Here is an 11,599-nt window from a genome sequence, read left to right as displayed (position 1 = left end):
TCCTGAAGCTGTTAGTGTGAAGAGGTTATTTAAATAAGGGTTTTAGTCCGCTCGGAGGTTGCTTCACCGATGACCATCCTCCCACACCCAGGTTATAACGCAGCCATTCACCTTGCCGGGCACGCTCTTTCACAATTTCAGTCGCTTGTTGAGCGTAAAGCTGCCCGTCTGGAGATATATACGTATTAATTAATCTCCGCCAACCACCTGCTTCAAGTGAGCCGGAGAGTTCCTCCGACTTAAGATTAATCAATTCACCTTCACCCAAGGCGTTGGTTGTTACTTTATAAATTTGGTTCTTATATAAACCGGTGTCCCAAACAAACAGATAAAAATATTCCGGATCAACCCCCACCAGCGTTTCATAAACACAGTCACTGCCCGCTGGAGTGGCTTCATGTTTGAGCCAGGACACATTATTCAGACCACTATTAAATGGCGCACAGCGATACTCAATATCCTCAAGCTCATAGTCATGCTCGCCGCTTTTATCGCGATAAACCAACCGTTCACCAGGCATCCAACGTTTAATCTGAAAAGTTTTGCGATCGGCGGGCAGAAGCTTACCGTTAACAATTACCTGCGAATTTGTCAGCACAACAAATTGTATGGCTGAATCATGCCGCACGATTTGAAATCCATCGGCATGACCCAACCAGCGACCTTTATGCCAAAGACTATTTTTATCACGCAGTAAATTCCAGATGTCCGTCTCTTCCAGCGTTGACATATCCACCTGCTTATCACCGCTATTATCATCGGTACGCTGACCATCAAAATAGATACTGCGTTTATCGGCAGCGAAAGCGCCGAATGCCTGAAAACTGGTGGCATCGACATTAGGTTTACCGGATGGGTTTGTCAGGACTTTGCCTGCCCAAAGGACAGAGCGTCCATCGGTGAGCCAGGTATGCTGACAATCCCCCTCATCATCGCAATCGAACTTATCGGGATTAAAATCGGACAGTAAGCGGGTTTCTTGTTTATTGGCTAAATTGGCAATGCGCCAAAGGTGGGAAAAATTAATATCTGGTAATTCGGAGAGGATCTCATCTTTTTCCCCCTTCTGTTCGGCAATGTAAACCGTACCTTTCTCCTGCTGGCGGTAATAAAAATCTGCGCCCCAGGAAGGTGAAATGGAGAGAGGTAATGCGGCGATTAATAACCAACTGTGCTTAGCCATAGTGAACTCTGCAATAAGTGGCAAAGATTCACGGTAAGCCCGCGCCTGGGCGCTGTCGATGACGGGAAGTATTTTTAGGAATGTATAAAGACAAAAGAGATTGCAGACAAAGTGTGCTTTGTTCATGCCGGATGCGGCGTAAACGCCTTATCCGGCCTACAAAAGCACGCAAATTCAATATATGGCAGAGCTCCCGTAGGCCTGATAAGCGTAGCGCATCAGGCAATTTTGCAGCCTGAAAGGCACCCGCAGGTGCCTTAGCAGCATTACTTCGCTATACGTTTCTTACCAATAAACAACCAGCCCAGCCCTAGTGCGATAAACCACAGCGGAGTAACCAGCAGTGCCTGGCGAGTGTCGTCTTCCAGCGTCAGCAGCACGATAACAAACACAAAGAACGCCATACATACCCAGCACATCAGCTTGCCGAGCGGCATCTTGTAGATCGACTTCTCATGCAGATGTGGACGCTGTTTGCGATACACCAGGTACGAGCAAAGGATAATAGTCCAGACGAACATAAACAGAATCGCTGAAACCGTGGTGATCATGGTGAACGCGCCAATCACGCTTGGATTCACATACAACATCACCACGCCGCCGAGCAGACAGATACAAGAGAAGGTCAGCCCTTTCGCTGGTACTGCGCGTTTAGAGAGTTTAGCGAACGCTTTCGGCGCGACGCCTTCCTGTGCCAGACCAAACAACATACGGCTGGTAGAGAATACGCCACTGTTAGCAGAAGAAGCCGCAGAGGTCAGCACCACAAAGTTAATCACACTTGCCGCCGCAGGCAGCCCCACCAGCACAAACAGTTCTACAAACGGGCTTTTCTCCGCGACCACTGAACTCCACGGCGTCACGGACATAATCACAATCAGCGCGAAGACGTAGAACATAATGATGCGGATCGGAATGGAGTTAATCGCACGCGGCAGTGATTTCTCTGGATCTTTGGTTTCCGCAGCCGTTGTGCCGACCAGCTCAATCCCCACAAAAGCGAAAACCGCTATCTGGAATCCGGCAAAGAAGCCGCTTAAGCCTTTCGGGAACCAGCCGCCGTCATTCCACAAATGCGCAAACGACGCTTCTACGCCAGTCGGTGACTGGAAGTGCATCATCACCATAATCAGACCGACAACAATCAGCGACACAATAGCGACGATTTTGATCATCGCGAACCAGAACTCCATCTCACCAAACATTTTCACGGTGGCGAGATTAAGAACCAGCAACAGAATGATCACCGACAACGACGCCACCCAGTCGGAAAGTCCTGGAAACCAGAACTGCGCGTAAGCGGTAATCGCCACAACATCCGCCATACCGGTTACCACCCAACAAAACCAATAAGTCCAGCCAGTGAAATAACCCGCCCACGGCCCCAATAAATCGGAAGCGAAGTCACTAAAAGATTTATATTCCAGATTCGAAAGCAGCAACTCCCCCATTGCCCGCATCACGAAAAAGAGCATAAAACCGATGATCATATAAACAAAAATGATCGACGGCCCGGCAAGACTGATTGTTTTACCGGAACCCATAAACAACCCTGTACCTATGGCACCGCCAATGGCAATAAGCTGAATATGCCGGTTTGTGAGATTGCGCCGTAGCGACTGTTCAGCCGGAGCCTGATCATCGGCAACGACTTTTACCTGATCTACCATGTTTTTTCTTCCTGTCTGTGTTGTTCAGGCTCTGCGGCCTTTTGTCAGTCTATGATACGACGAATCGGTATCGGGACTCATCGATATTAGGTAACAATGCGCGGGATGAATACTAAGATTTAGATCTAATGTTAATTTAATGTTTAAAGTGAGTGTCATATCACGGTGATAACGCGAAATAGCTCACAAAAATACACGCTTACGTGGTCTTTGCAACACAAAATAGCGCCGTTTGGCAAACTGAAGGGTTTATTGCTGAATGCCTGCTCCCCTCTGGCTCGAGGGGAACAGAATGCGCTGCTTAGAGGATTTCCAGCAGTTCGACTTCAAACACCAGGGTGCTGAACGGAGGAATAGACGCGCCAGCGCCACGCTCGCCATAAGCCAGTTCCTGCGGGATAGTCAGTTCCCATTTAGAACCTACCGGCATCAGAGTCAGTGCTTCAATCCAGCCGGGGATCACGCCGTTAACCGGGAATTCAGCCGGTTCGCCACGGGCAACGGAGCTGTCAAATACAGTACCGTCGATCAGTTTACCGGTGTAATGAACGCGAACGCGGTCGGTACGTGCCGGAATTGCGCCTTCGCCCTGATTAATCACGCGGAATTGCAGGCCAGATTCGGTGCTGTTCACACCCTCTTTTTTGGCGTTTTCTTCAAGGTATTTCACACCTTCGGCAGCCATCGTCTGGAAACGCTGACGACGAACAGCATCGGCACGTTCGTGGATTTCACGTAGCGCACGGTGCACCACATCAACCGGAACAGCCGGATGTTTGCCTTCCAGCGCATCAGCAATGCCTGCAACCAGTGCTTCTGGCAGTAACCCTTCCAGACCAGATTCACTCAGTTGTTGCCCTACCTGCAAACCAATGCCGTAGCTTGCTTGCGCTTCGATGGTATCAAAAGTTGGGGTGGTCATCGTATTTCCTTTCTTAGGGTAAAAAGTAGCGGGCAGCATATCAGCCACACAACTTTGGGTAAAACTTTGTCGCGGGAATGATGACAAATCACGGGGAAAAAGAAACAATAGCAATATCCCGTATGAATATAATAAAAGCGGGTTTACCACGGACATCATAGCGTTAGCTTATTCATAGGCTATGATTGAGGAACAAGACGCGGAGCAGGAGGAAACCATGCCCGGGCGCTTTGAACTAAAACCAACCCTGGAGAAAGTCTGGCACGCGCCGGACAATTTTCGCTTCATGGACCCGCTGCCGCCGATGCATCGTCGGGGGATCATTATTGCCGCCATTGTATTGGTGGTCGGTTTTCTACTTCCGTCTGATGATACGCCCGACGCGCCGGTGGTGACGCGTGAAGCGCAACTGGATATTCAGTCGCAATCCCAACCGCCGACGGAAGAACAACTGCGGGCGCAATTAGTCACCCCACAAAATGATCCCGATCAGGTGGCACCGGTCGCCCCTGAACCGATACAGGAAAGTCAGCCTGAAGATCAGCCGCAAACCGCACAAACACAACCTTTCCAGCCAGATAGCGGAATTGACAACCAGTGGCGCTCTTACCGTGTCGAACCCGGCAAAACGATGGCGCAACTGTTCCGCGACCACGGTCTACCCGCCACTGATGTCTATGCAATGGCGCAGGTAGAAGGCGTGGGTAAACCGCTGAGTAATTTGCAAAATGGGCAGATAGTGAAAATTCGCCAGAACGCCAGCGGCGTGGTGACGGGCTTAACCATTGATACGGAGAATAATCAACAGGTTCTGTTTACCCGCCAGCCAGATGGCAGTTTTATTCGTGCGCGGTAGATGAAGGTTCAAGCAGAAGCCAGCTAAGGATCGTTTCTTTAATGACCTTACGTCTGGCTTCCAGCGCTTGCGGTGAAACCATGCTGATGTGATAAACCAGGCCAAGCGTATGCTGGTTGATCAAATAATATCCTCCAAGCGCGGCAATATTGATATTCACCTGCAACGGGTCGATATCAGGCTTAAAAATATTGAGTTTCTTCCCTTCAGCCAACAAGGATTCCATTAACTGCAAATGCGCGTGGTTAATTTCCTGAAGACGCTGTGATTTTGCATAATGCACACCTTTGCTCTGGTTTTCACTATGCACAATTTTTAAAAACCAGGGATTAGCAATGTAATAATCCCAGGTAAAATCGATGATTTTTTCAATTGCTTTTTGTGGAGGGAGACCTGAAACATCAAGGGATTTTTCTTTTTGTCGAATATCATTCCAGGTATATTCCAGCACTTCGATAAATAAATTTTCTTTATTACCAAAGTGATGGTAAACCGTCTGTTTACTGCACTCCGCAGCCTTCACGATATTATCGACTCTGGCCCCTTCATAACCATATTCGGCAAATTCATTAACCGCACATAATAATAGTTTTTCCTTCAGGCTTTGTACGTTGCTGGTATCAAGATACATAACGCTTCCCCACGACCTCTTCAGGATTACTATCATAACCTGATTTGATTTCAGCTCCAGAAAAAAGGGCAAAAACTCGTACTTTCATCGAGTTATCAAATGCCCTGTGATCGCTATCGCAGATCAACCAACCAGATGGTTGATCTTTCTTTCCACACGTCGCAAGCTAATCGTCACTCAAGGAAACAATATTCAAAAGAGGGTTATTGTATGAAGTCCACTCGTCCCGTTGCCGTGATTACCGGAGCCGCACGTGGTATTGGAAAAGGCTGTGCGCTGGAACTTGCTCGTGGCGGTTTTAACCTGCTGATTAACGATCGCCCCGATGCCGACAGCGTAGAAAAATTACATGCCACGCAACAGGAATGTCTGGCAGAAGGCGTGGAAGTGATTTGCTTCCCTGCCGATGTTGGCGATCTCTCCCTGCATGAAGAGATGCTCGACGCGGCGCAAAACCAGTGGGGGCGTCTGGACTGTCTGCTCAACAACGCGGGGATTTCCGTGAAAAAGCGCGGTGACCTTCTCGACCTGGAGCCAGACAGCTTCGACCAAAACATTGCCATTAACACCCGTGCGCCGTTTTTCCTCGCTCAGGCATTCAGTAAACGCTTACTGGCACAACCGAAACCGGAAGCGGAGCTACCGCACCGCTCGATTATTTTTGTCAGTTCAATCAACGCCATCATGCTGGCGATGAATCGCGGCGAATATACCATTGCCAAAACCGCCGTTTCTGCCGCTGCTCGTCTGTTTGCCGCTCGCCTTTGCAATGAACAAATTGGCGTCTATGAAGTGCGCCCCGGCCTAATCAAAACCGATATGACCATTCCGGCAACAGCCTATTACGATGAACTAATTGCCAAAGGTCTGGTGCCGTGGGGACGCTGGGGTTATCCGGCTGATATCGCCTCCACAGTACGGGCAATGGCGGAAGGCAAACTGATTTATACCTGTGGCCAGGCGGTCGCTATCGACGGCGGCTTAAGTATGCCGCGCTTCTGAGGCTGAATCATGAGAGATCTGTTACAACGCCCGGATTTATTCAGCATTAATACCGCGACGCTGGGCTATAAAATGCCGCTACCCGCCATTATTGATGCCTGCGCCGCACGCGGTATCGGCGCGCTCGCCCCCTGGCGCAGAGAGTTGCAGGGCGAAGATCTCCAGCAGATCACCCGCCAGCTTGCCGCCAGTAACATGAGCGTTTCCGGTTTGTGTCGTAGCACCTATTACACCGCGCCGACGCTGGCGGAGCGCAAACTGGCAGTAGATGATAACCGTCGGGCGCTGGACGATGCCGCTGCGCTGAACGCCGCCTGTTACATGCAGGTGGTTGGCGGGTTACCAACTGGCACAAAAGATCTGTATGAGGCGCGGGAACAGGTGAAACAAGGGATTCGCCAGTTGCTGCCACATTCGAAAGAAGTCGGCGTGCCAATTGCGCTGGAGCCACTGCACCCGATGACTGCCGCCGATCGTTCCTGTTTGTGTACGCTACGCCAGGCACTGGACTGGTGTGATGAACTCGATCCCGATGGTGAGTTTGGTCTCGGCGTGGCGGTTGATGTCTACCACGTCTGGTGGGACCCGGAACTGGCCAGCCAAATCCTGCGTGCCGGAAAACGAATTCTCGCATTTCATGTTTCCGACTGGTTAGTGCCAACCACCGATCTGGTCAATGATCGGGGAATGCCGGGAGATGGCATCATCAATATTCCGTCAATCCGTCGCCTGGTTGAAAACGCCGGATTTAATGGCGCTATAGAGCTGGAAATATTCTCACCGTACTGGTGGCAGCAAGATATAAACAGCACGCTGGATATTAGCGTCGATCGCATCGCGCATTATTGTTAAGGAATGATCATGAATGACCAACCCGTTCTGTTCAGCAGAGCGGCGGCTTCCTGCCGTCTGACGTTGAACCGTGAAGATAAATGTCATGCCATTAATGAAGAGATGATTGAATCTCTCGATCATTATTTAAATGAAATTGAAAACGACACCACATTACGATTAGTCGAATTAACCGCAACCGGCGATAAATTCTTTTGTGCGGGCGGCGATATTAAATCATGGTCGACTTATTCTCCATTAGATATGGGCAGAAAGTGGATTAAACGCGGTAATGATGTTTTTAATCGCCTACGCAATTTACCGCAATTAACGGTTGCGAATCTAAACGGTCACACCATCGGCGGCGGTATTGAACTTGCCTTGTGCTGCGATATTCGTATCGCTCGCCCCAACGCAAAATTCTCTAACCCGGAAGTGATGCTTGGCATGGTGCCTGGCTGGATGGGCATCGAACGAGTGCTTAATCAGGTCGGTCCGGTGGTTGGTCGCCAGATGCTGATGTTGGGTAAACGCCTGACGGCGCAGGAAGCCCTGGCGGCGAATTTGATTGATGAAGTGGTAGAAAAAGAACAGATAGAAAGCTGGATGGCGAATCAGTTAGCGCACTTGGAAAAATGTGGCCCGGTGGCGCTGGCGCATATTAAGCAACTGATTCTGGCGCTGGAAAATAAACATGCCGATTACTCACACCAGTTACTGGCGGGATTAATGTCCGCCACCCACGATTGCCAGCAAGCCACGCGCGCATTTGCCGAAAAAGGCAGCGTCAGCTTCCATAATCAATAAGGAAATTGTATGCGTAAGATAACAACCGCCGGGGCACTGGCGGCGCAAATTCAGGACGGCGCAACCATTGCCATTAGCGGTAACGGCGGCGGCATGGTGGAAGCTGACCATATTCTGGCAGCCATTGAAGCGCGTTTCCTGCAAACCGGACACCCCCGCAACCTGACACTAATCCACTCGCTGGGCATTGGCGATCGCGACAGCAAAGGCACTAACCGCCTCGCTCATGCCGAAATGCTCAAACGTATAATTGCCGGACACTTTACCTGGTCCCCCAAAATGCAGGAGTTGGTAAAAAATAACGCCATCGAAGCGTATTGCTTTCCTGGCGGTGTAATTCAGGCACTGCTGCGGGAGATCGGTGCCGGACGTCCTGGGCTTTTTACCCACGTAGGGCTGGGATCGTTTGTTGATCCACGCAATGGTGGCGGAAAGTCGAACGCTTGCACCACTGACGATCTGGTAGAACTGATTGAAATTGATGGCGAAACCAAACTCCGCTATCGCCCTTTCAAAGTGGACTATGCCATTTTGCGCGGCACTTATGCCGATCCGCGTGGCAACGTTAGCCTCGAAGAAGAAGCGATTGATATGGATAGCTATTCGATGGCGCTGGCAGCACACAACAGCGGCGGCAAAGTATTCGTCCAGGTGCGCGATGTGCTGGAAGCTGGCGCCATCGAACCACGCCGGGTCAAGCTGCCGGGGATTCTGGTCGATGGCATCGTTGAGCACCGCGAACAACCGCAAACCTATCTTGGCGGCTACGACCTGACAATTAGCGGTCAGCATCGCCGTCTGAGTTCTACCGGCGCTATTGAACTGGTTAGCCATCCGGTGCGCCGTCTGATTGCCCGTCGGGCGGCACGCGAACTGGTGGCTGGCGCTTCTACCAACTTTGGCTTTGGTATTCCGGGCGGTATTCCTGGGGTTGCACTGCGCGAAGGTGTTCCTTATCAAAGTTTATGGTTGAGTGTCGAGCAAGGCGTGCATAACGGCATGATGCTGGATGACGCGTTTTTCGGCTGCGCCCGTAACGCTGACGCGATTATCCCTTCGCTGGATCAATTCGAGTTCTACAGCGGCGGCGGCATTGATATTACTTTCCTCGGCATGGGCGAGATGGATCAGCACGGTAACGTCAATGTCTCACACCTGAACGGCAATCTGATCGGCCCTGGCGGCTTCCTCGAAATTGCACAAAATGCCCGTAAAGTGGTGTTCTGCGGCACATTCGACGCCAAAGGCAGCAAGATCGACGTGACGCCAGATGGTCTGCATATCACCCAGTCAGGTCAAATACCCAAACTGGTTACTCAGGTGGAAAAAATCACCTTTAGCGCCGCTTACGCACAGCAAAGTGGTCAGGAAGTGCTGTACATCACCGAACGCGCGGTTTTTCAGTTAACGACAGAAGGTGTTGAATTAATTGAGATTGCCCCGGGCGTGGAGATTGACCGCGACATTCTGCCGTTCATGGCCTTCCGTCCGATTATCAGGCAGCCGCGTCTGATGGAAAGTAGCCTGTTTACGCCGATGGAGGACGCATGAGCCAGCCTGATGACGCCATCCTCGAGGCGCTGACGCACGTCACCTTTCCGAAAGGTTTTACGCCAGCAGAACCGCACTCAATTGTCACCGTGGAGGATGTTGATTACCCAACCTGGCAAGTTGATGCACTGGTCGTTGGTAGCGGCGCGGCTGGATTACGTGCAGCGGTTGAGCTGAAACGTCGCCAGCAAAATGTGCTGCTTGCTACCGCCGGGTTATACATGGGAACGTCAGCCTGCTCCGGTTCCGATAAACAGACGCTGTTTACCGCTGCTACTGCGGGCAACGGCGACAACTTCGCAAAACTGGCCGAGGCACTGGCGAGCGGCGGCGCGATGGATCACGACACGGCATATGTCGAAGCGGTCGGTTCCCTGCATACCCTTGGCGGGCTGCAATATCTTGGTCTGGAATTGCCGGAAGATCGCTATGGCGCAATTCTCCGTTATCAGACCGACCATGACGAAGCCGGACGCGCGACGTCCTGTGGACCACGCACTTCTCGCCTGATGGTGAAAGTGCTGCTGGAAGAAGTGCAGCGCCTCTCCATTCCACTGCTGACCAGTGCAACGGTGATTAAACTGCTGCATCAACGCGGTGAGAATGGCGAAGATCGCGTGGCGGGGGCTATCCTCGCAACCGGTTCCCGCGCCCATAACCCGTGGGGGCTGGCAATTGTGACTGCGCCCAATGTGGTACTGGCAACGGGCGGACCGGGCGAGCTTTATCGCGACAGTGTTTATCCGCATAAATGCTTTGGCTCGCTGGGGCTGGCGCTGGAAGAAGGTTTGACGCTAACCAATCTGACCGAAAGCCAGTTTGGTATAGGCACGCCGCGCAGCACGTTTCCGTGGAATTTATCCGGCACCTATGTGCAGGTGATCCCGTATATCTATTCTGTGGATACAGAGGGTAACGAGTATAATTTCCTTGCGGATTACTATCGCACTACCCAGGAACTGGCTTCAAATATCTTCCGTAAAGGCTATCAGTGGCCGTTCCACGCCACACGGGTGATGGATTTTGGCTCCAGCCTGCTGGATATGGCGGTGGCAAAAGAGCAGCAATCAGGCCGCCTGGTGTTTATGGATTTCAATCGCAATCCTGAAGCGGTGCCTGGTGATTTGCCATTCTCATTAGCGCGACTGGATGCTGACGTTCACGCGTATCTGGAAAACAACGGCGCGCTGGCACCATCGCCCATCGAACGCCTGCAACGAATGAATCCGCTGTCTATCTCGCTGTACCTGATGCACGGCTACGGGCTCACCACGCAACCATTGCAGTTCGCCATGAATAATCAACACATGAACGGCGGCATTGAGGTGGATATCTGGGGGCAAACCTCTCTCCCCGGCTGTTTTGCCGTGGGAGAAGTGGCCGGAACTCACGGCGTCACTCGCCCCGGCGGCGCAGCGCTGAATGCCGGGCAGGTTTTTGCCGTGCGCCTGGCGCGCTTTATTGGCTGTACGCAAATGCGGTCTGTTGAGGGAGATATCGCGCAACGGGTAGCTTCGCCCCTGACTACCGTAAGAGAGGTCATCACCCAGGCGCTGGCAAACGAAAACGGTATGACGCTGGCAACGGTGAAAGAAAAAATCCAGACGCGAATGTCTGATTACGCTGGATTTATTTGTCATGCCGATAAAGTTCGCCACGCCACCCGCGATGCCCTGCTGTTGAGTGAATTTGCCCAGCGACACGGTTTAACCATCAACCACGCAGGCGAAGTTGCTGAATTATTTATGTGGCGGCATATGGCGCTGACCTCTGCCGCCGTTTTAACGCAACTCACACATTATATTGACGCAGGTGGCGGCAGTCGTGGGGCGCGGATGGTTATTGATCCGCAAGGCGAATGCCTGCCACAAACTCGTCGCGGCGCAAAAGAAGAATGGCGTTTTCGCTCTGAGCAAGCCGACGATAAAAATCACAAATTAACGATTCAATATTCACAAGGTTCTTTTATTACCGAAGTTAAGTCTTTACGCAAACAACCGCATATTAACGGTATTTTCTTTGAAAAAAACTGGCCAGATTTTCTGAATGGAGAGATTTACACACAATAATTTTTAATATGTTCTCTGTACCTGATTTTATTACCTATTACACGGAAATACCAACAACCAGGGTTTATTAATATAAT

General features: G+C 51.2%; 10 protein-coding genes. 6 read left to right on the top strand and 4 right to left on the bottom strand.

Annotated features, from left to right (window positions below; genetic code table 11):
- Positions 1 to 25 precede the first annotated feature (25 nt).
- The 3 genes from A31E_RS02075 to fklB all read right to left on the bottom strand — a co-directional run bounded on the left by A31E_RS02075 (position 26) and on the right by fklB (position 3,775).
- Positions 26 to 1,183, bottom strand: coding sequence for a hypothetical protein (locus A31E_RS02075; RefSeq protein WP_016249509.1), 1,158 nt, complete (start codon positions 1,181 to 1,183; stop codon positions 26 to 28).
- A gap of 266 nt (positions 1,184 to 1,449) precedes the next feature.
- Positions 1,450 to 2,853 carry a D-serine/D-alanine/glycine transporter gene (gene cycA, locus A31E_RS02080; RefSeq protein WP_000228359.1) on the bottom strand — a complete coding sequence of 468 codons (1,404 nt, stop codon included), beginning with the start codon at positions 2,851 to 2,853 and terminating at the stop codon, positions 1,450 to 1,452.
- Positions 2,854 to 3,154: 301 nt separating this feature from the next.
- Positions 3,155 to 3,775, bottom strand: a complete 621-nt coding sequence (fklB, locus tag A31E_RS02085; protein ID WP_000211229.1) for a BamJ family beta-barrel-assembly machinery protein — start codon at positions 3,773 to 3,775, stop codon at positions 3,155 to 3,157.
- Between the two features lie 217 nt (positions 3,776 to 3,992).
- Here fklB and ytfB point away from each other — a divergent pair, with 217 nt between their 5' ends.
- Positions 3,993 to 4,631: a cell division protein YtfB gene (ytfB, locus tag A31E_RS02090; RefSeq protein WP_001517640.1), complete on the top strand. Its 639-nt coding sequence runs from the start codon at positions 3,993 to 3,995 to the stop codon at positions 4,629 to 4,631.
- Here ytfB and A31E_RS02095 read toward each other — a convergent pair.
- Positions 4,615 to 5,262 (bottom strand): TetR/AcrR family transcriptional regulator, encoded by a 648-nt coding sequence (locus A31E_RS02095; RefSeq protein ID WP_001517639.1) that lies wholly within the window; start codon positions 5,260 to 5,262, stop codon positions 4,615 to 4,617. The genes ytfB and A31E_RS02095 overlap by 17 nt on opposite strands.
- A 210-nt stretch (positions 5,263 to 5,472) precedes the next feature.
- On the opposite strand from A31E_RS02095, the gene A31E_RS02100 reads away from it, so the two are divergent.
- From A31E_RS02100 to A31E_RS02120, 5 genes are read left to right on the top strand one after another with little or no spacing between them, the layout of a single operon-like run.
- Positions 5,473 to 6,264 carry a 3-ketoacyl-ACP reductase gene (locus A31E_RS02100; protein ID WP_000843394.1) on the top strand — a complete coding sequence of 264 codons (792 nt, stop codon included), beginning with the start codon at positions 5,473 to 5,475 and terminating at the stop codon, positions 6,262 to 6,264.
- Between the two features lie 9 nt (positions 6,265 to 6,273).
- A complete protein-coding gene (locus tag A31E_RS02105) occupies positions 6,274 to 7,116 on the top strand; it encodes a sugar phosphate isomerase/epimerase family protein (protein WP_016249508.1) in 843 nt (280 codons plus the stop codon).
- A gap of 9 nt (positions 7,117 to 7,125) precedes the next feature.
- Positions 7,126 to 7,902: an enoyl-CoA hydratase/isomerase family protein gene (locus A31E_RS02110; protein ID WP_016249507.1), complete on the top strand. Its 777-nt coding sequence runs from the start codon at positions 7,126 to 7,128 to the stop codon at positions 7,900 to 7,902.
- Positions 7,903 to 7,911: 9 nt separating this feature from the next.
- Positions 7,912 to 9,453 (top strand): acyl CoA:acetate/3-ketoacid CoA transferase, encoded by a 1,542-nt coding sequence (locus tag A31E_RS02115; protein ID WP_001517636.1) that lies wholly within the window; start codon positions 7,912 to 7,914, stop codon positions 9,451 to 9,453.
- A complete protein-coding gene (locus A31E_RS02120; protein ID WP_016249506.1) occupies positions 9,450 to 11,522 on the top strand; it encodes an FAD-dependent oxidoreductase in 2,073 nt (690 codons plus the stop codon). Before A31E_RS02115 ends, A31E_RS02120 begins: the two co-directional genes overlap by 4 nt.
- The last annotated feature ends 77 nt before the right edge of the window (positions 11,523 to 11,599 follow it).

The organism is Escherichia sp. KTE159, assembly GCF_000408805.1.
In the GTDB taxonomy this organism is placed as follows: domain Bacteria; phylum Pseudomonadota; class Gammaproteobacteria; order Enterobacterales; family Enterobacteriaceae; genus Escherichia; species Escherichia marmotae.
The sequence above is the reverse complement of the archived record's forward strand: the minus strand, read 5'-3'. Positions and strand labels throughout refer to the sequence as shown.

Bases quoted from the DNA above. Each gene is read 5' to 3' on its own strand.
- fklB (WP_000211229.1), bottom strand. From the start codon at position 3,775: ATGACCACCCCAACTTTTGATACCATCGAAGCGCAAGCAAGCTACGGC.
- ytfB (WP_001517640.1), top strand. From the start codon at position 3,993: ATGCCCGGGCGCTTTGAACTAAAACCAACCCTGGAGAAAGTCTGGCAC.
- A31E_RS02105 (WP_016249508.1), top strand. From the start codon at position 6,274: ATGAGAGATCTGTTACAACGCCCGGATTTATTCAGCATTAATACCGCG.
- cycA (WP_000228359.1), bottom strand. From the start codon at position 2,853: ATGGTAGATCAGGTAAAAGTCGTTGCCGATGATCAGGCTCCGGCTGAA.
- A31E_RS02075 (WP_016249509.1), bottom strand. From the start codon at position 1,183: ATGGCTAAGCACAGTTGGTTATTAATCGCCGCATTACCTCTCTCCATT.
- A31E_RS02120 (WP_016249506.1), top strand. From the start codon at position 9,450: ATGAGCCAGCCTGATGACGCCATCCTCGAGGCGCTGACGCACGTCACC.
- A31E_RS02095 (WP_001517639.1), bottom strand. From the start codon at position 5,262: ATGTATCTTGATACCAGCAACGTACAAAGCCTGAAGGAAAAACTATTA.
- A31E_RS02110 (WP_016249507.1), top strand. From the start codon at position 7,126: ATGAATGACCAACCCGTTCTGTTCAGCAGAGCGGCGGCTTCCTGCCGT.
- A31E_RS02100 (WP_000843394.1), top strand. From the start codon at position 5,473: ATGAAGTCCACTCGTCCCGTTGCCGTGATTACCGGAGCCGCACGTGGT.
- A31E_RS02115 (WP_001517636.1), top strand. From the start codon at position 7,912: ATGCGTAAGATAACAACCGCCGGGGCACTGGCGGCGCAAATTCAGGAC.